This window comes from Candidatus Soleaferrea massiliensis AP7, from assembly GCF_000820765.1.
Taxonomy (GTDB): domain Bacteria; phylum Bacillota; class Clostridia; order Oscillospirales; family Ruminococcaceae; genus Soleaferrea; species Soleaferrea massiliensis.
Genome location: NZ_CCYH01000029.1, coordinates 137,616 through 161,463, shown reverse-complemented (window position 1 = coordinate 161,463; position 23,848 = coordinate 137,616). Strand labels below are relative to the sequence as shown.

Annotated in this window: 26 protein-coding genes; 13 read left to right on the top strand and 13 right to left on the bottom strand. The window is 49.6% G+C overall.

Features of this window, described 5'->3' with window-relative positions; all coding sequences use genetic code 11:
• The 12 genes from BN348_RS07255 to BN348_RS07200 all read left to right on the top strand — a co-directional run bounded on the left by BN348_RS07255 (position 1) and on the right by BN348_RS07200 (position 12,268).
• Positions 1 to 1,998 (top strand): siphovirus ReqiPepy6 Gp37-like family protein, encoded by a 1,998-nt coding sequence (locus tag BN348_RS07255; protein WP_040197174.1) that lies wholly within the window; start codon positions 1 to 3, stop codon positions 1,996 to 1,998.
• Between the two features lie 17 nt (positions 1,999 to 2,015).
• On the top strand, positions 2,016 to 2,519 hold the full coding sequence (locus tag BN348_RS07250; protein ID WP_040197173.1) for a hypothetical protein: 504 nt from the start codon (positions 2,016 to 2,018) through the stop codon (positions 2,517 to 2,519).
• A 13-nt stretch (positions 2,520 to 2,532) separates the two neighbouring features.
• The gene (locus tag BN348_RS07245; protein ID WP_040197172.1) at positions 2,533 to 4,887 is read left to right on the top strand and encodes a fibronectin type III domain-containing protein; all 2,355 of its coding nucleotides are present in this window, start codon (positions 2,533 to 2,535) and stop codon (positions 4,885 to 4,887) included.
• A 79-nt stretch (positions 4,888 to 4,966) separates the two neighbouring features.
• Entirely contained in the window at positions 4,967 to 5,398 is a 432-nt protein-coding gene (locus tag BN348_RS07240) for a phage holin family protein (protein WP_040197171.1), read from the top strand.
• A complete protein-coding gene (locus tag BN348_RS07235) occupies positions 5,395 to 6,771 on the top strand; it encodes a hypothetical protein (protein ID WP_040197170.1) in 1,377 nt (458 codons plus the stop codon). Before BN348_RS07240 ends, BN348_RS07235 begins: the two co-directional genes overlap by 4 nt.
• Positions 6,772 to 6,795: 24 nt before the next feature.
• Positions 6,796 to 7,827: an N-acetylmuramoyl-L-alanine amidase gene (locus BN348_RS14435; RefSeq protein WP_040197169.1), complete on the top strand. Its 1,032-nt coding sequence runs from the start codon at positions 6,796 to 6,798 to the stop codon at positions 7,825 to 7,827.
• 56 nt (positions 7,828 to 7,883) lie between these two features.
• Positions 7,884 to 8,303 (top strand): serine integrase family protein, encoded by a 420-nt coding sequence (locus BN348_RS07225; RefSeq protein WP_040197274.1) that lies wholly within the window; start codon positions 7,884 to 7,886, stop codon positions 8,301 to 8,303.
• On the top strand, positions 8,300 to 8,485 hold the full coding sequence (locus tag BN348_RS07220) for an SHOCT domain-containing protein (RefSeq protein ID WP_040197168.1): 186 nt from the start codon (positions 8,300 to 8,302) through the stop codon (positions 8,483 to 8,485). Before BN348_RS07225 ends, BN348_RS07220 begins: the two co-directional genes overlap by 4 nt.
• A gap of 232 nt (positions 8,486 to 8,717) precedes the next feature.
• Positions 8,718 to 9,137, top strand: a complete 420-nt coding sequence (locus BN348_RS07215; protein WP_040197167.1) for a serine integrase family protein — start codon at positions 8,718 to 8,720, stop codon at positions 9,135 to 9,137.
• The gene (locus BN348_RS07210) at positions 9,134 to 9,322 is read left to right on the top strand and encodes an SHOCT domain-containing protein (RefSeq protein ID WP_040197166.1); all 189 of its coding nucleotides are present in this window, start codon (positions 9,134 to 9,136) and stop codon (positions 9,320 to 9,322) included. The genes BN348_RS07215 and BN348_RS07210 overlap by 4 nt, the downstream gene beginning before the upstream one ends.
• 49 nt (positions 9,323 to 9,371) lie before the next feature.
• Positions 9,372 to 10,682 carry a recombinase family protein gene (locus BN348_RS07205; protein WP_040197165.1) on the top strand — a complete coding sequence of 437 codons (1,311 nt, stop codon included), beginning with the start codon at positions 9,372 to 9,374 and terminating at the stop codon, positions 10,680 to 10,682.
• Positions 10,679 to 12,268 carry a recombinase family protein gene (locus BN348_RS07200; RefSeq protein ID WP_040197164.1) on the top strand — a complete coding sequence of 530 codons (1,590 nt, stop codon included), beginning with the start codon at positions 10,679 to 10,681 and terminating at the stop codon, positions 12,266 to 12,268. The genes BN348_RS07205 and BN348_RS07200 overlap by 4 nt, the downstream gene beginning before the upstream one ends.
• Before the next feature lie 86 nt (positions 12,269 to 12,354).
• Here the strand turns inward: BN348_RS07200 and BN348_RS07195 are convergent, their stop codons facing one another.
• From BN348_RS07195 to BN348_RS07180, 4 genes are all read right to left on the bottom strand, one after another.
• A complete protein-coding gene (locus BN348_RS07195) occupies positions 12,355 to 12,669 on the bottom strand; it encodes a cupin domain-containing protein (protein WP_040197163.1) in 315 nt (104 codons plus the stop codon).
• 125 nt (positions 12,670 to 12,794) lie between these two features.
• On the bottom strand, positions 12,795 to 13,343 hold the full coding sequence (locus BN348_RS14420; RefSeq protein WP_420885258.1) for a 4Fe-4S binding protein: 549 nt from the start codon (positions 13,341 to 13,343) through the stop codon (positions 12,795 to 12,797).
• A 71-nt stretch (positions 13,344 to 13,414) separates the two neighbouring features.
• Positions 13,415 to 14,146: a permease gene (locus BN348_RS07185; protein WP_040197161.1), complete on the bottom strand. Its 732-nt coding sequence runs from the start codon at positions 14,144 to 14,146 to the stop codon at positions 13,415 to 13,417.
• A complete protein-coding gene (locus tag BN348_RS07180; RefSeq protein WP_040197160.1) occupies positions 14,143 to 14,625 on the bottom strand; it encodes a permease in 483 nt (160 codons plus the stop codon). The genes BN348_RS07185 and BN348_RS07180 overlap by 4 nt, the downstream gene beginning before the upstream one ends.
• Positions 14,626 to 14,723: 98 nt before the next feature.
• On the opposite strand from BN348_RS07180, the gene BN348_RS07175 reads away from it, so the two are divergent.
• The gene (locus BN348_RS07175; protein WP_052446796.1) at positions 14,724 to 15,371 is read left to right on the top strand and encodes a Crp/Fnr family transcriptional regulator; all 648 of its coding nucleotides are present in this window, start codon (positions 14,724 to 14,726) and stop codon (positions 15,369 to 15,371) included.
• Between the two features lie 131 nt (positions 15,372 to 15,502).
• Here the strand turns inward: BN348_RS07175 and BN348_RS07170 are convergent, their stop codons facing one another.
• From BN348_RS07170 to BN348_RS07130, 9 genes are all read right to left on the bottom strand, one after another.
• Entirely contained in the window at positions 15,503 to 15,847 is a 345-nt protein-coding gene (locus BN348_RS07170; protein WP_040197158.1) for a thioredoxin family protein, read from the bottom strand.
• Between the two features lie 34 nt (positions 15,848 to 15,881).
• Positions 15,882 to 16,646: a DUF2703 domain-containing protein gene (locus BN348_RS13580; RefSeq protein WP_082020846.1), complete on the bottom strand. Its 765-nt coding sequence runs from the start codon at positions 16,644 to 16,646 to the stop codon at positions 15,882 to 15,884.
• A gap of 12 nt (positions 16,647 to 16,658) precedes the next feature.
• Positions 16,659 to 17,672: a permease gene (locus BN348_RS07165; RefSeq protein WP_040197157.1), complete on the bottom strand. Its 1,014-nt coding sequence runs from the start codon at positions 17,670 to 17,672 to the stop codon at positions 16,659 to 16,661.
• Between the two features lie 89 nt (positions 17,673 to 17,761).
• On the bottom strand, positions 17,762 to 18,073 hold the full coding sequence (locus BN348_RS07160; RefSeq protein WP_040197156.1) for an ArsR/SmtB family transcription factor: 312 nt from the start codon (positions 18,071 to 18,073) through the stop codon (positions 17,762 to 17,764).
• A 1,210-nt stretch (positions 18,074 to 19,283) separates the two neighbouring features.
• On the bottom strand, positions 19,284 to 20,045 hold the full coding sequence (locus BN348_RS07150; RefSeq protein ID WP_040197154.1) for a class I SAM-dependent methyltransferase: 762 nt from the start codon (positions 20,043 to 20,045) through the stop codon (positions 19,284 to 19,286).
• A gap of 36 nt (positions 20,046 to 20,081) precedes the next feature.
• The gene (locus BN348_RS07145; protein ID WP_040197153.1) at positions 20,082 to 20,750 is read right to left on the bottom strand and encodes an ABC transporter ATP-binding protein; all 669 of its coding nucleotides are present in this window, start codon (positions 20,748 to 20,750) and stop codon (positions 20,082 to 20,084) included.
• 2 nt (positions 20,751 to 20,752) lie between these two features.
• Positions 20,753 to 22,096, bottom strand: a complete 1,344-nt coding sequence (locus tag BN348_RS07140; RefSeq protein WP_040197152.1) for an ABC transporter permease — start codon at positions 22,094 to 22,096, stop codon at positions 20,753 to 20,755.
• Between the two features lie 13 nt (positions 22,097 to 22,109).
• Positions 22,110 to 23,093, bottom strand: a complete 984-nt coding sequence (locus BN348_RS07135) for a M56 family metallopeptidase (protein ID WP_040197151.1) — start codon at positions 23,091 to 23,093, stop codon at positions 22,110 to 22,112.
• Position 23,094: 1 nt separating this feature from the next.
• A complete protein-coding gene (locus tag BN348_RS07130; RefSeq protein ID WP_040197150.1) occupies positions 23,095 to 23,457 on the bottom strand; it encodes a BlaI/MecI/CopY family transcriptional regulator in 363 nt (120 codons plus the stop codon).
• Positions 23,458 to 23,848: the final 391 nt, after the last annotated feature.

Sequence of the window (23,848 nt, the reverse complement as noted above, 5' to 3'; positions counted from 1 at the left end):
ATGGAACTGTATATCTTCAATGCTGTTCGGGAGCTCGCGGGCATAGTGGAATCCTTCGAATACCTGCGCTGGACGCGGCGCTACTCGCAATGTGGTTCTTTCGAGCTGAAGGCCATCGCCACGCCGGAGAATTCCGCGCTCCTGCGGGAGGGAAACATCATATGGAAGAGCGACGACGAGGAAGCCGGGATCATCGAGCATCTGGAACTGTCCCAGACCGACAGCGAAATCATTACAGCGAGCGGACGTTTCGCTACATCCTTCCTCGCCCGGCGCATCGTGTGGGAAACGGAAACGCTCTCCGGCGATCTTTCGGCTTGTGTGGGACAGCTTTTGAACAATAACCTCATAAACCCCTCTGACCCGGCGCGGAAGATCGACGGCATATCCTTTTCGTCGCCGAGCCTCGGCGTGCCTATTAGCGCCCAGATATCGTACCGGAATCTGCTGGAGGCGGTCACAGAACTTGGTGAGGCTTCGGACATCGGGATCAAGACCGTGTTCATCCCGGCGACGGGCGCTTTTACGGTAACGCTATATGCGGGAGCCGTCTCACAGGCGGTGTTCTCCAAGGAGTACGAAAACCTGACCGAGCAGACCTATACGGAAAGCGCGGCGGATTATGCCAATTCCGCGCTTGTCGGCGGCGAGGGCGAGGGCGCTGAACGAACCTTCGTGGCCATCACGGGCGGCTCCGGAGAATCCCGCCGCGAGATTTTCGTGGACGCCAAAGACCTGCGGAGCGAGGACTTCGGCGGGGATTACACAGATGCGTTGACTTTCCGAGGTCAAAGTAAGCTCAGTGAACTGGCAATACGCTATTCCTTTGATGCGTCGGTCAACCCTCACAGCAACCTTATATATAAGGTAGACTTCGACCTCGGCCAGACCGTCACGGTCATCTCCAAGACATGGGGTGTTTCCATGACCACCCGGATCATGGAGATCGAAGAAACCTATGACGCGGACGGCCAGATCATCAGTGTGGTATTTGGGAAATCTGAGCTTTCGATTGCGCAGAAAATCCGCTCCGATTTGAGTCAGGTCAAAACGGCGCTCTCGGCCCCGACCGGCGTATCGGAGGTAGCGGAAACCATCGGCGACTTGACGCAAGTACCCCCGGAAATCCAAGGGGACACCGTCACGGAAACCATCAACAACCTGTTCGGGAAACTCCCTGTGCTAGAAGTGACCGTGGGCGCAGGCACGACGTCGGTCGGCCAGTATGCCTTGCACAATATGGTTCCGGGAGATTCACTGTATTTCACCTCATGGAGCGGGAATAAATTCAGCGATCAGCCAAGTGACGACGGGCATGTCTTTTTGGTGAAGCACAACGGAGATGACACGGGAAACGGCTATCAGCGGGCAATGGGCTTTTTTATAAGCCGGAACACTATGACCTTTTACGTGATCTCTCTATTCCTATTTAATACACCGTCCGGTCAGGCAAACTGGATAAGCTTCCCGCTCGGCGCGCTCACGGATATCGCGGCCGCCATCCGGGGAAGCACCTTTGCAGCCAGTATCAACAATGTCTACAATGCTCCGGTTTCCGGAACGAGAATCGCAGACGGAGCGGTTACCAGCGCAAAAATTGCGGACGGTACCATTACCGGAATGGATATAGCGACAAACACGATTACAGCTGCTAACATGGTCGCTGCGTTTACTAATTATTCCACGACAGAGCAAAACACAGGGTGCAAATGGATAGATGGCAAGACGATTTACCGCAAGGTGGTAAACCTCGGTTCGCTTCCAAACGCGACGCCCGGGAGCGTAGCGCATGGTATATCAAACATCAGTACCGTTATCCGATTAACTGGCATGGCGACCAACGGAACTGTCTTTTTGCCGCTGCCGCTCGCGCGGTACAATAACTTTGCCTCGCAAATCGGCCTCTACGCGGATATGACCAATATCGTTGTCGAACCCGGTAATGACCGGACAGCCTTTACTGGTTTTGCAATTATCGAGTTTACGAAAACCGTCTGAGAAGGAGGAAATATCGTATGGAAAAAAGCGGTTTTTTCAACTCATCCGGTGGAGACAGGGTCTATGACGCAACGGATTTCGCGGCATATTTCGGAAGCCTTGTCTCCAACGGTATTTTTTACGCCACAGCGGCAAACCTGCAGGTGTCGCCTGGAACCGGCTTGGCGGTGGGCGTGGCGGAGGGAAGCGCATGGATCAACGGATACCGGTATGAGAATACTGATGCGTTAAACATGCCGCTGGCGACGGCAAACGGAAGTAATCCCCGCATCGACCGGGTTGTGGTTCGCCTGAGTATGATCAGCCGGAGCATTCAGCTTGCCGTTGTCACCGGCACTCCCGCCGCGACGCCGGTGGCACCTGCGCTGACGAGAACCAGCGACGTCTATGAGCTTGGCATCGCCGATGTGCTTGTACCAGCTGCAGCGACATCCATAGCTCCAAATAACATCACCGATACCCGATTGAATGCCAGCCTGTGCGGGACTGTCAATTCGCTTGTGACGGCAATCTATGAATAGGAGGTGAACGACAGTGGCGGATATTTACGGCGTAACTCTGCAGGCGGGTACTGGCCCATCCGTTTTTTACACGATAACCTATTCCAAGAGCCGTCCGAACAATAACCAAATGACCTATAACTTCACCATATCCGCCGCATTGGGTTCGTCAGGTTCTTACATCCACAGTGGTTACGCCCTGCTTTGCACCATGACCGTAAACGGATCTTCCGCGCAGGTGCGTATCAAGGCGGCGGATGGCGACAACTGGGACGGAACCACGCCGAGACTCAGATATGTTTCGGTGACCTGCGCTTCCACTACGGGGAACACGGAGCAGGGTGTACGCTTTCAGGTGGTGTCGGACGGGCGGCTGCCCCTGACATCCGGAGTGATCGACAACTCAAGCTATACGGTGTTAAGCGCACCTCTGCTGACCACGGCCTGCGGAGCGCCGACATCCTGTTCGGTTAGTCCGATACTCGCGGAAGGCGGTGTGACCCTTTCTTGGAGTGGAGCATCAGGCGGAATAAATAATGCGATTACCGGTTATGAGATTCAGTATAGCGAATCTACAGACAATGCCACATGGGGAGCATGGATGGCGCTGGCCACGGTGGATACTTCCGCGACAAGCGGCAGTGTGGCTACCTCACCACCCTCAACAAGGGGCAATTACCGCAGATTCCAAGTGCGTACGCGCGGCGCGGCGGGGGCAAGTTATTACTCCGGCTGGAAAATATCCACGAACTCCGTCCGCAGGAATACGGCACCGAGTCCGGCGGTGACAGCTACCGCATCTCCCTCAGCATACAGCGACGAGATCATCACGCTGACTTGGAGCGGAGCATCAGGCGGCACCAGCCCAATTAAGGGGTACCAGATCGCCAGCCGCACATCTACGGATAACAGCACATGGAGTTCGTGGAACGTTCTGACCACGCTGACATTGGCGGCCAGCGGAGGCAGCTATAACCCGATTGTATCGAGAACGCCGGGAACATATACGCAGTTTGGTATCTGGACAATCGACACATTTGATGTCTACTCAGTAGAGAAGGTCACAGGCAGCATCTACTGCAACGTCACTGCCTGCGGGGCACCGACCGTTTGCTCGGTAAGCGCTACGCTATCTGAAGGGAACGTTACCCTCTCGTGGAGCGGCGCGACGGGTGGCGCGGGCAATGCTATCACATCCTTTGAGATACAGTACAGCGACTCTCCTGATAATAGCAACTGGGGCGATTGGACGGCGTTAACCACGGTGAACACTTCCGCGACAGGCAGCAGCGTGAGCGTCAGCCCTCCGGCCACACGTGGCAATTACCGCCGGTTCCGAGTCAGAACGCGTGGTACCGCCGGTGAAAGCTTCTACTCCGACTGGACGGTATCAAGCAACAGTGTCCGCAGAAACACACTGCCTACACCGCCGTCTTCCTTTACCGCCTCTCCTGCCATCTATGAGGTAAATACAGTAACCCTCACATGGAGCGGCGCAGCTCCGGGCACCAGTACCATCAAGCAATATGTCATCCAGCGCGCAACCTCCACAGACGGTGTGAACTGGTCGGCATACGAGGCACTGGCGACCATCATTTCAAGCACGACCTCCGGTACTTATGAGGCGAACGCATCCCCGATAGCGGGAACATATACCCGCTACCGCATCAGCGTGGCCGATGTTCTGGACGCAGTTTCCGCTTATGTAGTCAGTGGCACAGTCAAGAAGAACAGCCCGCCCGCCATGCCGGTGATCGTCTGTCCGGTGCAGGGCAGTTCCGTTTACAACACCGCGCCGCGTTTCATGATCACAACGGGCATCGAGCCGGACGGTCAGACGCAGATCGTGGAGGTAAAGATCGATTCAGACCCGTGGCATAACAGCGTGGATGATCCCGAGATGTTCTCCACCAGCGGCTATCTCGGGAACGGCGTCAACACGGTATACCAAGCGGCAACGCTGGCTGCAGGAAACCATATGGCAACCTTCCGGTGCCTTGACAGCGATATCGAGTCGGCAAGTCCGGAGGTCATCCGCACCTTTACAGTACTGTCTACGCCCTTCGAGCCGATTACCGCGAACGCAACGCATGTGCGGGCGGCGCATATTCAAGCACTCCGGACGGCGGTCAACGCGGTGCGAAACTACTACTTTTTATCACCAATAACTTGGAGTGAAGAAATCGTCGCTGGCAAGACCACCATCAAGAACTGGCCGTTTCATATTACGGAGCTTCGAAGAGCCATTGAGGCGGTCATCACGATGATCAACGACTTTGACGTCTCACCGGCCTTTGATATCCCGACCGTCACATGGCTGCCTATTGGAACGGGGTGGCCAAAAGCGGACGTGATGCAGCAGCTTCAAAATTTGATTCTGACCTTATAAAGCTCCGCTTGACTTAAGCGCTCTCATTTTGTGCGGGGGCGCTTTTCAATACACAAATTTATGAACGGAGGTGTTTTTAATGAAAGAGATTTGGAATTGGGTACAGTTGGCTCTTGCCGCTGTCGGAGGATTTCTTGGGTGGTTTCTCGGTGGGATGGACGGCTTTCTTTACGCGCTGATCGCTTTTGTCGCCGTGGATTATCTGACTGGTGTGCTCTGTGCCATCATAGACAAGAAGCTATCCAGCGAAATCGGCGCGAAGGGTATCTTCAAAAAGGTGCTCATCTTTGTGCTGGTAGGCGTCGCCCATATCCTCGACGCGCAGGTATTGAGCGGCACCGGCGGCACTCTCCGCACGGCAGTGATTTTCTTCTACCTGAGCAATGAGGGTGTTTCCCTCCTCGAAAACTCGGCTCATCTTGGGCTGCCCATCCCTGAAAAACTTAAGGAGGTTTTACAGCAGCTACACGGGCGTGATGGGGAGCCGCCAAAGACAGGTGATGGAACATGATTGATCCCACGAAAGCGGCAACGGTATTCATCGGGCGGCGCGGTGAGCACCATTACCGGCATCTTGAGTTTGACGTTTCCAGCTTGTTAGATGATACGTATCCCGGTGACGCCTTAAATGCCATATATATGCGGCCTGACGGGGTCGCCTATCCCGTGGTCACGACCTATGCCAATGGTGTGCTGACATGGTCGCCCAGTGCGACGGACACATCACTCGTCGGCGTCGGGCGGCTGGAGATCAGGATCACTTACGGCGATGTGGTCGGGAAAAGCGTGCGGATACTTACTATTGTTGAGGAAGCCCTTGCGGACGGTGTAGCCGAACCGCCGGAGCCCCCCGCCCAGGAGTGGCTGAATCAGGTGCTGTCGGCCTTAGCTGCGCTCGATGTGAACGACACATATGCTTTGCTGAATCTCACCTACAACCTGTTAAATAACAACTATGCGCTGCTAGACACCACGCACAACCTGCTCGAAGACACGCGTAACACGCTGTACACACGAACGGGAATCCTGCTCAACCATTTGCACCCGGTGGAAACGGCTACGGCTCCGGATATGGCGAGCCGAAGGGCGTCCATCACATTCACAAACATCTCGGCTGGCAACAACGTCATACTCGGCCCGGTAACATATACGTTTGTTACATCCTTGGGCAGTCCGTCCACAAATAATGTGCAGGTACTTATCCAAGGCACCCTCCGCAATACCGTCAAGAAACTTGCCGACGCTATAAGGGGCGTCCAAGATGAAGCGAACATTGCCTATGGAACAGGGACAGACACAAACCCGGCATCTATGGCCTACTGGACGAGTCAGAGGTTTTCCATCGGTGATATTGCCATTGCTCCGGGCGAGAGCCTGTTTTTACTGGAAAAGGCTGAGGACGCGAACACGGCTTTGACGCTGACATCCACTGCAGCATCGGTAATCAATGCCTTTACCCGAGCGGCATATCTGAGATACGTCATGTCTGGCAATGTCTCCGGTGCGGGCGGTGCCAATAGCATCAGAGGGCCTTTGCAAACGATACTGCCTGTCGGCAGCGTGCCTATAGATGGGCAAAGCGGGCTGCTTGTCCCGGTGGCTTACGACTGCCATCTTATAACCCTTTGCCGCCAATCTGATACGAGCGAGAAAGAACTGGATTTGTATATTTCCAACGACGAGCAGAATTTCACCAGAATCTCCCGGAGTACGCCTATCGGAGCAGACAGCACCACCGAAGCCCAGCATGTTCATATTCAGATGCGTCAGAGCCGGGTGCCAATCGGATATGGGTTGTTTATTCGTTTGGGAAGCAACGGCACATCAGCGACCGCTTACTGTGATTTGAAGTTTACCTATCATCTGTATCCTCCAAATCTGTAACTTTTAATTTTGAGGTGATTTACGATGAATCTGCGAAAACAAATACTCACGAACAACGCCTGTTTCAAGGCAGGCCGCACCATCGCGCCCAAGGGCATCATGGTACACTCGACGGGGGCAAACAACCCGTGGCTGAAACGCTACGTCGGCCCGGACGATGGGCTACTTGGTAAGAACCAGTATAACAACCATTGGAATCAGGATAAGCCCGATGGCCGCCAGGTCTGCGTTCACGCCTTCATCGGCAAACTGGCGGACGGTTCAATTGCCACATATCAGACGCTGCCGTGGAATTATCGCGGCTGGCACGCGGGCGGTAAGGCCAATGACACACACATCGGCTTCGAGATCTGCGAGGACGGTTTAACCGATTCCTCGTATTTTTCTGCCGTTTACAAGGAAGCCGTGGAGCTTTGCGTGTATCTCTGCGGACTTTATGGCTTGACAGAGGAAAACATTGTCTGCCACTCCGAGGGTTATAAGCTGGGCATTGCCAGCAACCATGCCGATGTGATGCACTGGTTCCCCCGTTTTAGTAAATCGATGGACTCCTTCCGCGCCGCCGTTAGACAGTCACTCGCCGTCCACGCCAATCCCGATCCCCAGCTGACACCTGAACCCGCGCCTTCCGATATCGCGGTCGGGTCGCTGGTGGCCATCAAAAACGGGACGACATACTACTACCCGGGCAGCTTGAAGATTCCGTCATGGGTGATCTCGGATTATTACCACGGAGTGACGCAGGTCACTTCTGGTGGCAAGCCGGTAGTTAAGGGCGGTAAAACCTGCGTGCTCCTCGGTAAAAAAGTCAAAAAGTCGGGCGGATCCGAGGAAGCGGGCATTAACACATGGGTGGATAAGGATGTCCTATCGCAGGTTGTCGACGGTCAGACTGAAGAAACCTATACCGTCTACACAGTGGCTAAGGGCGATTCCCTTTGGCGCATCGCGCAAAAGATGCTCGGAAGCGGTGCCCGATACCCGGAGATCATGTCCCTGAACGGACTATCCTCAACGTCCATTCATGCCGGGCAGGTTCTTAAAATTCCAAAGTAAGGCTGGGGCGGCTTGAAAGGAGCCGCCCCCTCTTTTTCTCCATGGAGGTGATTGTTGTGACCGGAGAACAAAAACGGCACATACAGGAAATGCGGCTGCAGGGCTTGAGTTATACGAAGATCGCCAATTCACTCGGTCTTCCCGTGAGTACGGTAAAATCACACTGCTGGCGTAATAACCTGCCTATCTACAATGCTTCCAAAGATACGGAAAACAATGATGACAAAGAACACTGTAAACAATGCGGCAGGCGTCTTGAGCAGACGCCGAAAAGCAAGCCTAAGTCTTTTTGCAACGACCTATGCCGTCATGCGTGGTGGAGCGCCCACCGTGATAGGCTGAACCGTAAGGCAATTTACCACATGTCGTGTGCGCATTGCGGTAAGCCGTTTGACAGCTATGGCAATAAGACCCGTAAATACTGCTGTCACACCTGCTACATTGCAGACCGGTTCGGGAAGGAGGCGCGCCAGTGAACACAATCACAATGACTGCGGAACAGTTTGACCGCGAGAAAAACTATGGTGCGGCTATTTCCCTTGCCAAAACGCTGCTTTTCAAGGGGCTGATTACCGAGAAAGAGTACGATAAAATTGATAAAATTCTCATCGGCAAATATCGGCCAATTATCAGTGGCCTGCGGGTAAAATTGCCTTGATGTCTTGCCGTTCTAGAGGTACTATCAGTCCTCCAAAGGGGGATGATACAATGCCTTTTTATAAATCAAACGTAGGCATCGTAAAACATGACATCTCTGTGATCTTTTTGATCCAAACCAGCAGAGAGCATTGTAACGAAATGGATTTCCAAATGTTAAGAGTACAAAACAGTTTGGGAACAAGGGTGGCATGTAACGTGCTGCCCTTGTTGTTTTACGGAGGTGAACTGTCATGATTCAGGAACAGAAACAGCGTATACAGGAAATGCGGCTGCAGGGCTTGAGTTATACGAAGATCGCCAATTCACTCGCTCTCCCCGTGAGTACCGTAAAATCGTACTGCTGGCGTAATAACCTGCCTGTCCACAATGCTTTCAACGTTACGGTGAAAGAAGAAAATAAGGGTCAATGCAAACAATGTGGCAAGCGCCTGGAGCAGACGCCGAAAAGCAAGCCTAAGTCTTTTTGCGACGACCAGTGCCGCCATGCGTGGTGGAGCGCCCACCGTGATAGGCTGAACCGCAAGGCAATATATCATATGTCGTGCGCGCACTGCGGCAGGCCGTTTGACAGCTATGGCAATAAGACCCGCAAATACTGTTGCCATGCCTGCTACATCAAAGGCCGGTTTGGGAAGGAGGCGCGCCAATGAACACATTTATCACGATGACTAAGGAACAGTTTGAACGGGAGCTGAACTATCAGGTCACCATTTCTGTCGCTAGAATTTTAATTATGCACGGGTTGCTAAACGCCAGAGAGTTCGGAAAAATTGATACAATTTTAATTAAAAAGTATCGGCCAATTATCGGCGGTCTGCAGATAAAATCGTCTTGATGTATGTGTCATTCAGAGGTATCATGTCCCCCAGAAAGGAGGGATTTTTATGCGAAGCATCACGAAACTCGAACCTTCGGCACCGCAAATACCAGCGCGAAAGTGCGTGGCGGCTTACGCCCGGGTTTCCAGCGGCAAGGACGCTATGCTCCATTCGTTATCCGCGCAAATCAGTTATTACAGCGCAATGATCCAAAAACGGCGCGATTGGGAATATGTCGGCGTATATGCTGATGAGGCGCTCACCGGCACTAAAGACGAAAGGCCGGAATTTCAGCGGTTGATGAACGACTGTAGAAACGGGCTGATCGATATGGTCATCACCAAATCCATCGCACGATTTGCGAGAAACACGGTGACCATGTTGGAGGCGGTGCGGGAACTGAAGTTGCTCGGCGTCGACGTGTATTTTGAAAAAGAGAACATTCACTCGATCAGCGGGGATGGCGAGGTAATGCTCACCATCCTCGCTTCATATGCGCAGGAAGAAAGCCGGTCGGTTTCCGAAAACTGCAAATGGCGTATCCGGAAGCGGTTTAAAAACGGCGAGCTGGTCAGCCTGCGGTTCATATTCGGTTATCGCATCGTGAAGGGCGACGTGAAGGTATATGAAAAGGAAGCCGCCATCGTCCGCATGATTTTTGACGATTATATCGGCGGCATGGGCGGCAGTAAAATCGCCCAAAAACTCAGGGCAATGGATATTCCCGCCCTGCGCGGCGGCACATGGGACAGTGAACGCGTGGTGGCCATCGTTAAGAACGAGAAATATGCTGGGAATGCGCTTCTGCAGAAAAAGTATGTAACAGACCATCTGACTAAAAAAGAAGTCTGGAACAAAGGAGTTCTCCCCATGTATTTCGCGGAAGGCACCCACCCCGCTATCATCGATGCGGATACCTTTGAAAAGGCGCAGGCCATTATGGAACAGCGCAGGCAGCGCTTTCGGACAAAGAGTGATACGCCGAATCGTTACCCGTTCAGCGGGAAAATCCTGTGCGTCAATTGCGGTAAGAACTATAAGCGCAAAACCGCAAACGATAATTTTTATTGGAATTGCTCCACTTACCTGCAGGAAGGAAAAGCGACCTGTCCCGCAAAACAAATTCCCGAGGATACTCTGTATACTGTTACGGCGGAGGTGCTCGGAATTCAAGTGTTCGACGCGGAGATTTTTGCCGAGCGGGTTTCAGAGATTCAGGTGCCGGAAAACAACCGGCTCCTTTTTATTTTCCGCGATGGGCGCAGGGTGGAAAAGATATGGCAGGATAAATCCCGCAGGGACAGTTGGGATGACGCGATGCGTCAGGCGGCGCGGGAGCAGCAGATTGAAAACCTGAAAAGGAGGAACCGCGAATGAGTACGGCACGGGCGGTGACAGTGATACCGCCAACCATTACCCGCCTTCAAAATAACATATTGCGCATGCATGTTAAAAAGCGCGTGGCCGCTTATGCGCGGGTATCGACCAACGACGAAGAACAGCAAACGAGCTATGAGGCACAGATCGATTACTATACCCAGCATATAAAGTCAAACAGCGATTGGGAGTTCGTGGAGGTTTACACGGACGAGGGTATTTCGGGCACCAACACGAAGAAGCGCGACGGTTTTAAGCGCATGATACAGGACGCTCTCGACGGAAAAATCGACCTGATCCTCACCAAATCGGTTAGCCGGTTCGCCCGAAATACGGTGGATACCCTGACTACGGTGCGCCAACTCAAGGAAAAAGGCGTGGAGGTTTATTTCGAGAAAGAAAACATCTACACGCTGGACAGCAAGGGCGAGTTGCTCATTACCATCATGAGTTCACTGGCGCAGGAAGAAAGCCGCAGCATTTCGGAAAACGTCACATGGGGACAGCGGAAGCGATTTGCGGATGGTAAGGTGAGCCTGCCCTACAAACAGTTCCTTGGATACGAAAAGGGGGCGGACGGGTTACCGAAGATTGTGGAGTCGGAGGCCGAAATAGTCAGGTTGATATATAAGCTGTACTTACAGGGAAAAACGCAGAATTTCATAGCACGGCATTTGACGGAAAAGGGCATCCCCACCCCGGGAGGTAAGCAAAAATGGAATGTCTCGACAATTCTGAGTATCCTGCAGAACGAGAAGTATAAGGGCGACGCAGTTTTACAGAAGCGCTTCACGGTGGATTTTCTCACTAAAAAGACTAAAGTCAATGAGGGTGAGGTTCCGCAATATTACGTTGAGAATTCGCACTCGGCCATCATAGAGCCGGAGGTTTTCGATATGGTGCAGGCTGAAATCAAGAGGCGCAAGCCTATGGGGCGGCGGCAAAGTGGTGTGGTCGGTTTTTCAAGTAAAATCGTCTGCGGTGAGTGCGGTGGCTTTTATGGCTCCAAGGTGTGGCATTCCACGGATAAATACCGACGTACCGTCTGGCAATGCAATAACAAGTTCAAAAACGGGACGCGCTGTAAAACGCCCCATCTTTCGGAGGAAGCGTTGCAGCGGGCATTCGTCGAGGCATTCAACCGGGTCGTTGAGGACAAAGCCCGGATCATCGAGGATTTCGAGGCGATCATCGGGGTTCTTATGGATACCGCCGCGCTGGATAAGGAAAGCGCAAAGTTGCGAGATGAATGTGCGGTGGTCATGGAGCTTATCCGCAGATGCGTGGAAGAAAACGCCCATTCCGCGATGGATCAGGACGAATACCAGGAACGTTATAACGGATTAGTTGCGCGGTATGAAACGGCCAAGAACCGACTGGATGCCATTTCGGATGAAAAGCAGGCACGTGGGGTCAAGCGTGAAAGCATATCGCTGTTCCTCGCTGACCTTCGTCAGCGGGACAGCATTGTCGAGGCTTTCGATCAGGAATTATGGTATGCCACCGTAGATACAGTTATGGTGGCTTCGACTGGCATCCTCACATTTTTATTCAAAAACGGCATGGAACTTAAAGTACAAGTATAAGAGACATACCAAACCCCGCAGGATGGTTTGTTTGAACCATCCTGCGGGGTTTTTGTGTACGCCGTTGATATTATTAATTGGATATCTCAGCTTTTCGGAGCCGGGGCTTTTACAATTATCAATTCCAATGTATCCGAATTTAAGTTCTTGACATTCATTTTTGTATTAAACGGGATTTTCAATAATGTTCCGGCATCGTATTCATGAATCTCCTGATCATTCAGTCCAATGGAAAGTTTACCCCTTATAACGGTCATATACACGTTCGAATTGGAAAAGTGTTCGGGAAGACCTTCATCCTTATTAAACACCATGTGAAGATAATGAACGTTTTCATCGGAAATAACTCTTTCTACAGCCTTTTCATTTCCTCGGGCTAACTTGAATATTTGTTCAACCATAATACAGAACCTCCTTGCTATATATTATCCCATAAAAGAAAGACTTTTGTCTCATAGATTTATTCTACCATACTATCCCATTCTTATTCTGTTGCATTTACAACAAACCAAGATAAAACGCTGGTCTATTTCATGTAATGAATAGCCCCTTTGGGACAGGCCTGCTGACAATTTGTGCATTGAATGCATAGTTTTCGGTTAATGACTGCCTTTCTATCCTCGTTTTGCACTGCAATGGCCTCAGTGGGACAAACCTTTTCACACAGTTTACATCCGACACAGGAGGTTTTGTCAACGCTTTTCTTTAGTACGGAAAACTTTCCGGCCACTCTTTGCAATACGCCGAATGGACATATTAGGTTGTGAAACACAGCTGGTCTATACCTGAGCGTAATTAACATGGAGACAACCAGCCATATAAGCAAGATGGGCAGATTGGTATGTAACAGCTTCTTTGATAAAAGCATGGCTACCACGCTAACAATTAGGAATATCCAAGCAAATATTCCGCTTTTTAGCCATTTCGGAGTATGATTGGTTTGGATTTTCAACTTCTTTGAGAGCCATTCTGTAGAGTTCATCACAGTATTCATGGGACACGCATATCCACAATAAACTCTGCCGAAGAAGAATGTTACTACAAGGCTAAGGACAAATAGAGCAAGCCACAGCATCATATTCCCGTTTGCAATCAGAAATAGAAATATTGCCAAGAATAACAGTCTGATTGCCGTAACGATATACTTCATGATGCATTTCCCTCCATATTAAAGGCAATAGCTTTCGAAGGGCATTTGTCTACTGATTCCCGAACAATCTGTGCTACTTCTTTTCCTTCGGGCATCATTTTGACAACAGCTTTATTGTCTTTCATCTCATAATAATCAGGAAGTAGCTTTTCACATAGCCCGCAGCCGACGCAGTATTCCTCTTTTATTTCAAGCACCCCCTGCTGGCTCGCCTCGGTGGGCAGATCTTTCTTTTTCACAAAAGATCCCATGATATATGCCATAATAAATATGGCGATGACGGTAAGCATCCATCTAATTGCCATGAAATTCACACCAAGAAATTTAGCTTCGTTGGCCAACATAGGCACTTTAATAACTGCCCATGAACTTAAAATAATAACAATATTGGATATGCTCGCACCTTTTCCAAGTAAAGATTTACTAATGGGGAACGCGGCATAAACAGGGCCTGCTGATATGCTACCAAGCAACAACGCAAGCAGATTTCCTTTGAAGCCAGACTTTTCTCCGAAACCCCGCATGATAAGCTCTTTTGGAACTAATGCTTCAATCACAACGGTGAGCAGGAAGATAACCGGGAGTACCTGAAGCATCTCGATCAGATAATATACGCTGTTTCCGACTGACTTTGTTGCCTTTTCGGGCGAAACAATAAATATAACTGCGTATGCCAAAGCGACAAGGAAAAGCAACTTGTTCTTTTTGATGATTGTAACGGCTTTCATAGAATCACCCCCATAGTTAATGCAATTACAACAGCAAAGCCAAAACTCAAAGCATTTCTTGTCAGAGTGAATTTTGTTCCGAACTCTTTCTTTTCAAGTGGAAATGTAACAATGCCCACCATCGTAAGTGTCGTAAGAAATGCAACCGCCGGAACAATGCTGGCTCCTGCATCAACTAAAGAACCGACCAACGGAAACGCTACAAAGGCAGGGATGAGAGTGATGCTCCCAACAAGTGCCGCTACGACAGTCGAAACATAAGTGTTTGCCGAACCGAGAACTGACTTAATCGTCTCTGGCGGTATAAAGGTTAGAACAAGTCCAATTAAAAATATGATGGCGATGATTTCGCTCATCATATTTCCCATCATACCCTTTGATTTCTTCATTGCGGCAAGGGTTTTCTTCTTGTTTTTTACAAAGGATATGATGGTAAGAACAATTGCGATGACCCAGAATAGGATTGTAAATATGTCCATAAATGTCCTCCTCTCCTTGATATGTTTCAAGTATACTGATATAATAAGTAAAAAGGTGTTACCAATGTAACACCTTTTTAAGGGGAGGGCATATAATTGTGAATAAATATGTGAGTCTTGTGGGAAAAAGCATTCTCTTAAGTTCTATATCCCCTGAGGAAGTTAATTCCTATCTAAAGGATAGGAGCTTCAAAATAAGCACTTATAATAAAAACAACATTGTACATTTTGTTGGAGAAAGATGTTCTAAGCTGGAAATTATTCTTACCGGAAAGGTTGTCATTGAACGCATTGACGAATCAGGAAATCTCATGACAATAGCGGAATTCTTCGGAAACGAAATCCTGGGGGGTAATCTGCTGTTTTCAAAAAACCCGAATTACCCTATGACCATTACAGCAAAACAACCAACCGTGATTTTGGAGATCAATAAAGAACGATTATTCGAGCTTTTCTCTGACAACCATGAATTTTTAAGATGCTATCTCGAATTTATATCAGATCACGCAACGATTCTCGGTGATAGAATAAAACACTATGTCAATAAAACAATACGAGAAAGCATCATGAGTTATCTAAATTATGAACGAAAAAAGCAAAACTCGAATCTTATTAAGCTTAGTATAACTAAAAAAGCATTGGCAGAAAAAATCGGCGTACAGCGCACTTCATTATCAAGGGAACTGGCAAAAATGAAAAAGGACGGTCTGATACGATACGATTCTAAATCAATTGAGCTTTTATAAATATTTAATGTGTGCTTGCTTCTGAAATAACTATAAACACCGATACCCGGTTGATTTATGTAATATATACAGCACTGTATAGCCCTAAAATTACAGGGGCATACAGCGCTTTTTGGCTAATATCTGAAATATCATCTGACTTTTTGCAAAATCTTAACGACTTCCTCGGTCTTAAGGACTTTGCCATAAGAAACCACTTTCCCATCTATGACAAGAGCGGGCGTCGTCATGACGCCATAGGCTGCGATCTGTGAGAAATCGGTTACATGGTCAATGGCTGTATCCATTCCGAGCTGCTGAAGAGCTGCTTTTGTAGCCGCTTCAAGCTGATTGCATTTTGCGCATCCGCTTCCAAGCACCTTCACGCTCGCGCCTTCGCTTTTAGCACTCTCTGCCTTTGCCATGCTTTCAGCATCGCAGTTTCCTCCACAGCAGCAGGAGGTTTTTTCTTCCTTTTTCTTTCCGAATAGTGACATATTCATACTCTCCTTTATAAGTTAATGTTATTGTTTAGCAACAGCTGCCCCCGCAAGAGCATCCCGATTTGCTTTTCTTTCCTTCATAAAAGGTCTTCAAATTCTCCGGCAGTTCATAACCGCTGCAGGAGCAGCCAGGCTCAGACTGCCCAAATACAACCTGAAGGATAGCTTCAGCAAGCATTTCTTTTGGGGGAACTTCGTAGCTTTGCCCATTGTATTCAAATACCCGGCAGTCAACATCGCGTCCGCTAATTTCGCTGCAGCAACCACAGCTGTTTTCTGAAACAGCTTGGCAAATGTCTCGCCCGTTTACGCGGATTGTAGGAGATGACAGGAATTGATACTGCTTGGCAAGCTCCGCTGTTTCCATTTTTACTTTGTTATACTCAACCTCACATCCGGCAAGCTTCAGGGCGGGGGTGAGCGTTAGCATTACTTCGTCAAGAACGTTGTCTGTCCCGATGCAACGGTCACAGGTTTGAAGGTCAAGATAGATATACTCAACAACAACTTTCTTTTCAGAAGCCGATTCACATCCGCAGGAACAGCAAGGTTCTTCCGTTGTTTGCTCTCCATTCGGCGGCGTCCAACCGGTGTCATCGCCAACATAGGTAATTGCTCCGACTGGACAGCGGTTTCCGCAGCCGTGGCAGTGGTCGATGCAGGATTCTGGATTTTTTACGACAGGAGAGGGCGCCTTATCTGTGTCATATACTCCGTGGGGACACTTTGCCACACAGGTGCCGCACCCAACACATGTAAGATAATCAATAACAGGATACCATGTCTTTGCCATAATTTTTTCCTCCTATATTATCAGCGCCTGTAAAGCGTTGAATAAATATCCGACAATTATAATTCCAATCGTACAAATAGCAATGAATAGCGCCAGCAGTTTTGGCTTAACCGCTTTGCGGAGCATAATCATGGATGGCAATGACAGTGTGGTAACCGCCATCATAAAAGACAACACAGTACCCAGCTGAGCTCCTTTAAAAAGCAGAGCTTCAGCAATCGGAATTGTGCCAAAGATATCGGCATACATCGGTATGCCTATAAGTGTCGCTAAGATTACGCCGAAGGGGTTATTGCTTCCAAGCAGGGATACCACCCATGACTCTGGTATCCAGTTATGAATTATTGCACCTATGCCCACGCCGATCAGTATGTATGGGAAAACCTTTTTAAAGGTGGACAGTGTCTGTTCCTTTGCATAAATCAAACGATCTTTTTTTGTGAGATCGGGAGATTCGATATCAACGCTTCTGGCTGTCAGGATAAAGCTTTCAACATGCTTCTCCATGTGCGATTTTTCAATTAAGGTGCCTCCGATCACAGCAATTATCAAGCCGAAAATTACATATAAAACGGCGACTTTTGCACCAAATATACTCATTAGCAGGACAAGAGAGCCGAGGTCTACCATTGGCGAGGAAATCAAAAATGAAAAAGTTACTCCGAGCGGCAAACCAGCGGATGTAAAGCCTATAAATAGCGGAATGGATGAACAGGAGCAAAATGGCGTTACCGTACCAAGAAGTGCCGCGGCAGAGTTTGCCCCAATACCGTGAAACCGTCCTAATATTTTTTTGCTGCGTTCCGGGGGGAAGTAGCTTTGGATATAGCTGATAATAAAAATGAGGAAGCATAACAATACTATAATTTTTACAACGTCGTAAATGAAAAACTGAATACTCCCAATCAAACGATTCGAGGTGTCAAGCCCAAAAACAGATAATACGCTTCCAATTAATTCATTTAACCATTTCATGCCGAGAATTTGGTTTTGGAAAAAATCCCAGATAGCTTTTAATACTTGCATCAAATAACCCCTCTTTCTGAAAACGGACAATCATATCAAAAAATTTTGATGTATTCTGCCTGTTAAAAGCCATCGTCAGATGGCCTCTATCATTTACAACAATTATTTTCTTCTATATGCGTGTCCGGCGTTGTCAGATCTTTCAGCAGAATACCAGCATAAGAGCAGCCCTCTTCACTGATTTTGTAGTGCGTCCATTTGCCTTCCTGTCGGCTTTCCACTACACCCGACTCAACCAGAATTTTCATGTGGTAGGAAAGCCCCGACTGACCCAAGTCTAACTGTTCCAGTAAAACACAGGCGCATTTTTCACCGCCACGCAGCAGTTCAAGTATCCGTAGGCGCTTTTCGTCGCAGAACGCCTTGAACACTTTTGCATGTTCTTCATATATCGTAGCCAATTTATCACCTCATATCAAAAATATTTGATATGTTATTAGTATATGCATCAAATCAAATTTTGTCAATGTGAAATTGCATACAAAATTATTATAATAATTTATTCGCGAAAAAGTGCAACCCTCTTATGATTTATCAACCACTAAAAATGGAATGCAGCCGATGCGGTTTCAGCAGGGGCAAACGATAATTTGTATCAATATTACCGCTATTAGACAAAAGCCCGCACAAACACTAGGTTTGCGCGGGTTTTTTCTTTGCCTTCTTTCATTCAATTCTCACGCTTTCATCGAAATGGTGACAAAGACGTGGTGACATTGTCACCACGTCTTTTCTCTCTTCATTCATCCTATGCATTCTGGCTGGATTCTCTGGTGACATTTTGATGATAATAAATGGTAACAAAATTTGTAAGTTGCCAAAGTCATCTGCGAATATTCATTCTGTACTCTGCTAATTTTCAATGTTTTTATCGATTTCTACTTTCGGAACAGCGCATTGTGGTAGGCGTCCAGCACAAATTTTTTGCGTTCCAATCTTATATCTCATACTGCGCGGTCTGACTTCCAGGTTGGTAAATATTCCAAACTGGAAGCCCGTACCCTTCAGGCTGTGGCCCAGAATCATACCTGCGGTGTAGAACTCCCCGGTTAGCTGGTGCATATTCCTAGATAGTCTGCTTGCCTTTCGTCTTGGAAAAGGAGGATTGGACACAGCTGTTTTTCTGCTGCCAAACTCCCAAAAGTCTCAGAACATAGCGGCATGAACCGTTAAAAAACGCAAGAAAGGCCTGCACACGTTTGACGGTGCAGGCCGCTTGTTCGTTTTCTTATGGATTTCTGTCATACACTGGATATGACAGACTGGCATATATCTCCAGAATTGAAAAAAATTTTTCAGTCTGCGGCAACCGCGATTGTAAGGGAATCCGTGAGAAAAACGGCGGTTACCGAAGCTCCCGCCGTCTCTTTGCACCTCCGGCTATTTCTATGGCTTTGCGGCCGTTTTGACGCAATATGCTCTTCCCCTTTCTAAAAAGGGTGCATTTCCAAAAACAGCTGTTTGACGTTTTCAATGCAATCAATATCCTTCATATTCTGATTAGGCCGGATACCTGTTTTCAAAAGGAACGCGGAAGAGATTTGTTTCTGGTTTTCTAATGGGAAAGAACATATATGCATGTCTCAATTTTCATAAGGAATCTCTCTTGCCCTACATTTTCCTGCCAATATAGAAGATGTATCCATAATACTGTTTGTACTTTGCATACAGTTCCACCTCATACCGGTTCTCCGCGACAAACGCTTCCACGGTTTCATTTCCGGGATATTTTTTGAGAAGCCCTTTGAGCGCCGCTTCGCGTGGAATGAAGTAATTGTCCGTCCAGCATGTTTCCGGCAGCGCAAAGGAAGCGATAAACTGATAGCCGCATTTTTGCAGGACTTCAATGTTATGCCCGACCGCGTCCAGGCCGCTTCCGGCATCGGACCAGAATTTTTCAATGACGGCCGGCCGCTCATTCGTAAGCCATGAGGGGCAAGTCACGACGACATAGCCGTTCTTTTTGAGAAAGCCGTGCCAATGGGCAAGCCCTTTTTCAAAACCGATGTTGTCTATCGCGCCCTCCGACCAAATGAGATCAAAAGTCTCTTTCTCAAAGGGCAAATCATCCATTGAGCCGACAACGCCCCTTACTCGTTCCTCAACGTTCCGCTTTTGCACGTTCTCATTCAGCACATGGATGAAGTCGGGAAACAGGTCTAAGCCGGTGATGGTTCCAGCCAGATGCTGCGCGAGCACCATGGTTTGCCCACCGCTTCCACAGCCTAAATCCGCTGTGCGCGAGATTTGATCTAAATGATCAAGAAAGCCCAATGCCTTACATGTCATCTCCGGGCTGCCAGGCCCCTGCCGTTCCAACTCCGCGTGCGTTTCAATCAGTAAATCCATTACAGATGGTTGTTTGTTTTCCATGTTAGTTTTCTCCTTTTCATATAATCCTCCAAGCTATTATTGGCCGACAACCCTCAGCTTACCCTTTTCCAGATGATGTACGACATCACAGTGCGCGGCCACCTTGTCAGAATGGGTGACGATGATGACGCACTTGCCCTGCTCATGGGCAATGTCCCGGAGGATTCCCATGATGTTCTCTTCGGTGTCGCCGTCCAGATTGCCGGTGGGCTCGTCCGCGATGATGAGCGCCGGATCATGGGAAAGCGCCCTGGCGATCCCCACCCGCTGCTGCTCTCCGCCCGACAGCTTGAGGACCTTCCTATCGGCGGTTTCCCGGTCAATCCCCACCCGCTCCAGCATAGCGTAGGCGGCTTTGCGCTTATTTTTCATCTTTGCCTTTGAGATATGCATGGAAAGCTCGATATTCTCGACCGCCGTGGCGTTGGTAAGCAGGTTGTATCCCTGAAAGATCACGCCGATGTCTTTTGCGCGGCAGCGGTCGCGGTCAAGACGGCGCATATCCTTGCCGCCATAGGATACGAGACCACTGGTTGCAAGATCCAAACCGGAAATCAGGGAGAGCAGCGTGCTCTTGCCCGCCCCGGATTTTCCCATAATCCCGTAGAGCGCGCCGGTTTCGAATTCGGCGTCGATGTCCTTCAAAACTGATTTCTTCGTGCCCTCATACTGATAGGTCACGTTCTGCAGCGATAAAATACTCATGGTTAGCCCCTTTCCGAAAGGATTTTCATTGGCTCAAATCTTGTGATGTAGAGAATTCCCGCCGAGGAAGAGATCAAAACCAGCACCAGCGCCAAACCGCCGATTTGCCCGATAGCCTGTGGGGTCAGCCGCACCGAAATCTCAGAAATCGTGTTTTTCTCCTGCGCGCCGGGGATAAGCTCCATGGTTCCGCTGTTTTGCCGCTGCTCCTCAGCAATGCGGGTTTGATCCTGAAGCAGCGTATCCGCAATGGGCTGGGAGAGCGTGGTGGAGAGCGCCAGACCGATGGTCAGGCAGAGAAGGGCGATCATCAGGGATTCGCAGATCATGCCCACGATTACCTTGCCCCGCTTCATCCCCATGGCACGCAGCACGCCGATTTCATACCCCCGCTCCCGGACAGCCATCACCGAGAGGAACAGCAGGATGACTCCGCCGAAAATCAAAACCATCACCAGAAAGATGGTCACGATTTTGGAGATGCCCTCCACCGGGCCGACAATTTTGTTGTAGGCGTCCTCGTCGGTGGTGGCGCGGTAGTAGGGCGCCAGGCCTTTCTCCGCCGCTTCCCTCTGAAATGCCTCCAGCATACCAGGGTCTTTCAGAAAATAGGTGGCGTTCAGGACGCCCCGCGCTCCGTACATCTCCATCCCCAAAGCGGTGTCCAAGTCTGTGAGAATCTCATTGCCCCGGTTGAGCTGTGGAACATTGAAGCCGGTGTTTTCCTCCGGAAGGTTATCCCGGTAAATCCCACAGACAGTAAAGGTGTGGGGCATGAGCGCGTCTTTCATGGTGTTCGTGACGGTAATTTGATCCCCGACGGACAGACCGTTGAGCTTTGCGAGCTCCTCGCTGATCAGACACTCGTTTGGCTCTTTAAAAGCCCGCCCCTCTGCAATCGAGCGGCTGCCGTTTGCAAAATCCTCGCTGATATTGGGGTTAGAGGTCGCTTTAACCCTCGCGCCCGGCGATATGTCGTCCGCGCCGGAAAGGTCCGCGCTGCCGCCGACCATTGTACCGCCAATCGCCTCCAAATCTTGAAGCGCCACGGAGAGGGTGCTTGCATAGTCCGTCTTTTGCAGTAGGCCAGATTTGGCGATCTCCATCTGCTGCTGTGCTGTGGGATATTGGATGTCGGTGTGCTGTTTGGCGGTCTCCGTATCGAGGAACAGGGTCACCTCTGCGCCGAACCGTGACTTGTAGTCTTTGGTAATCGAATCCACTGTGGTATTGATGACAATGGAAACCGAGACGGCGAGAATAATCGCCAGGGTAATCAGGCCGATCAGGATATTGCGCCCCTTATTCCGGCTCAGATTTTTCAGGGCGTTTTTCAGCAGATACATATATTCAGCTCCTTTACTGTATTGGAAGTGTAAACGCCACGCTGTCTGCCATGGAAAATGATAGAAAGCTAAGCAGCGCTAAAATCACGATTCCCAGCAGGGCAAGCCCCATGAACATGGCCGGTGCGTAACGGCTGTGCATGACCGACAAAATGCGCTCTTCGGTGGCGCTTTGGCCGAAATGGCTGAACATGGAAAACGACGTGCTCTTTTCTTCAGCGAGTGAGAGCAGCGCCATGGCGTATTCCGACTTGCTCTTTTTGGTGATGCCCAGCTTTTTCAGCACGCACTCATCGCAATGCAGCTCCAAATCCCGGCCCAGCAGGATGTGCATGGCCCAAACCATGGGATTGTACCAGAATAGGCAGAGCGCAAGAGCGGAGGTCCATTTCCACAGAACATCAAAGTGCCGGATATGCTCCAGTTCATGGGATAAGATGAGAGGAAGACGTTCGGTATCGCTTAAATCCATTGTGGCCGGCAACAGGATGACGGGCCGGAATATACCGTATGTCAAGGCGGAGGACAGCTCCGGGCAGACCAAAATCCGAACCCTTCTTTGAATTTTGTTTTCATCCATCCAGTGCGTTACAGCCTCTGATTCGGCGGGATAGGCAAAGCGAAAAATCCGCTTGCCGTGAAGATGGCCGATGATAAACCAGACGGCCAAGGCCAGGCAGCCCGCCAGCCAAATCCATAGCAGGAAGCTTGGAACCGAATAGGTGATAAACACCATACTGGCATTTGCCGTGTCGATGGTCTGAGCGCCGGGCGTTCCGTTGGAAACCGGCAGCAAAGCGAGCCAGATCTGCTCAATACCCGGAATGGAAAATCCCAGCGACAGACTTCCGGTATAGGGAATAAACAGCCGGAGCAGCGCCAGCGTCCACAGGCCCAGGAAAACCTTTTTCGGCAGCTTGTAGAGAAACAGCGAGCGGAGCGCCACGATCAGCAGGATCAGGAGGGCAGCCCGCAGCTGTACCGAAAACAGAGTCATACTATTCCTCCCAATCCCTTACTATTTTTCGCAGGCGCTCAATCTCCTCATGAGGCAAATCCCGTTTTCCCAGGATGGAGGCCACCAGCTTGTCTGCTGAGCCGTCGTACAGCTTGTTGATAAGCTCTCTGGTTGCCAGCTCCTGCGCTTCTTCCTTTTGTACCAGCGCCTCGCACAGGAATCCCGGCTCGATGCGCTCAATGGCACCCTTGTCGATGCACCGCTTAATCAGGGTATAGGTGGCGCTGCGGCTGTAGCCGAACCTCTCCTTGAGCGTTTCATAAATATGCTTAGCGCTCACCGTTCCCTCGCTCCAGATGACGTCCATCACTTTCAGTTCCGCGTCATGCAGTTTAATTTCCATAGAACATCCTCCTTAGACTACCAGTGTAGATTTTATTACAGTCTACCATAGTAGATTCCATTTGTCAATCTCCACTTGTTTCCAAGGAAACGAATACAGGCGGGCTTTTAATATTTTTTGCTGTCTTTTCGGGCGGGCTGCCGCAGGCTGTGCCATAAATACCATAAACACGGAAGCAGAGCAAGCCCGCATATGCAAATCCCATGCTTGTATTCTTTATAAAATACTGCAAAGGGCCAATCCACATAAGGCAGAGCGGTATCCATTGGCAAGTTACAGGTCTGCCTTGCGTAATTCTCTAAAACGGCCTGTATTAGTCCCTCCTCCAGGAGACTAGTACAGGCCGTTTATCCATTTATTTTCTCTATGGAGTCCTGTCCTACGCTGCGTC

What these genes read in the sequence shown, in the direction of transcription:
- BN348_RS07130 (WP_040197150.1), bottom strand. Translation starts at nt 23,457, where the DNA reads ATGGAAATTAAACTGCATGACGCGGAACTGAAAGTGATGGACGTCATC.
- BN348_RS07210 (WP_040197166.1), top strand. Translation starts at nt 9,134, where the DNA reads ATGAACACATTTATCACGATGACTAAGGAACAGTTTGAACGGGAGCTG.
- BN348_RS14420 (WP_420885258.1), bottom strand. Translation starts at nt 13,343, where the DNA reads ATGCTGTGGCTTGCTCTATTTGTCCTTAGCCTTGTAGTAACATTCTTC.
- BN348_RS07150 (WP_040197154.1), bottom strand. Translation starts at nt 20,045, where the DNA reads ATGGAAAACAAACAACCATCTGTAATGGATTTACTGATTGAAACGCAC.
- BN348_RS07185 (WP_040197161.1), bottom strand. Translation starts at nt 14,146, where the DNA reads ATGAAAGCCGTTACAATCATCAAAAAGAACAAGTTGCTTTTCCTTGTC.
- BN348_RS07170 (WP_040197158.1), bottom strand. Translation starts at nt 15,847, where the DNA reads ATGTCACTATTCGGAAAGAAAAAGGAAGAAAAAACCTCCTGCTGCTGT.
- BN348_RS07250 (WP_040197173.1), top strand. Translation starts at nt 2,016, where the DNA reads ATGGAAAAAAGCGGTTTTTTCAACTCATCCGGTGGAGACAGGGTCTAT.
- BN348_RS07145 (WP_040197153.1), bottom strand. Translation starts at nt 20,750, where the DNA reads ATGAGTATTTTATCGCTGCAGAACGTGACCTATCAGTATGAGGGCACG.
- BN348_RS07215 (WP_040197167.1), top strand. Translation starts at nt 8,718, where the DNA reads ATGATTCAGGAACAGAAACAGCGTATACAGGAAATGCGGCTGCAGGGC.
- BN348_RS07195 (WP_040197163.1), bottom strand. Translation starts at nt 12,669, where the DNA reads ATGGTTGAACAAATATTCAAGTTAGCCCGAGGAAATGAAAAGGCTGTA.
- BN348_RS07240 (WP_040197171.1), top strand. Translation starts at nt 4,967, where the DNA reads ATGAAAGAGATTTGGAATTGGGTACAGTTGGCTCTTGCCGCTGTCGGA.
- BN348_RS13580 (WP_082020846.1), bottom strand. Translation starts at nt 16,646, where the DNA reads ATGGCAAAGACATGGTATCCTGTTATTGATTATCTTACATGTGTTGGG.
- BN348_RS07140 (WP_040197152.1), bottom strand. Translation starts at nt 22,096, where the DNA reads ATGTATCTGCTGAAAAACGCCCTGAAAAATCTGAGCCGGAATAAGGGG.
- BN348_RS14435 (WP_040197169.1), top strand. Translation starts at nt 6,796, where the DNA reads ATGAATCTGCGAAAACAAATACTCACGAACAACGCCTGTTTCAAGGCA.
- BN348_RS07205 (WP_040197165.1), top strand. Translation starts at nt 9,372, where the DNA reads ATGCGAAGCATCACGAAACTCGAACCTTCGGCACCGCAAATACCAGCG.
- BN348_RS07165 (WP_040197157.1), bottom strand. Translation starts at nt 17,672, where the DNA reads ATGCAAGTATTAAAAGCTATCTGGGATTTTTTCCAAAACCAAATTCTC.
- BN348_RS07180 (WP_040197160.1), bottom strand. Translation starts at nt 14,625, where the DNA reads ATGGACATATTTACAATCCTATTCTGGGTCATCGCAATTGTTCTTACC.
- BN348_RS07235 (WP_040197170.1), top strand. Translation starts at nt 5,395, where the DNA reads ATGATTGATCCCACGAAAGCGGCAACGGTATTCATCGGGCGGCGCGGT.
- BN348_RS07200 (WP_040197164.1), top strand. Translation starts at nt 10,679, where the DNA reads ATGAGTACGGCACGGGCGGTGACAGTGATACCGCCAACCATTACCCGC.
- BN348_RS07135 (WP_040197151.1), bottom strand. Translation starts at nt 23,093, where the DNA reads ATGACTCTGTTTTCGGTACAGCTGCGGGCTGCCCTCCTGATCCTGCTG.
- BN348_RS07255 (WP_040197174.1), top strand. Translation starts at nt 1, where the DNA reads ATGGAACTGTATATCTTCAATGCTGTTCGGGAGCTCGCGGGCATAGTG.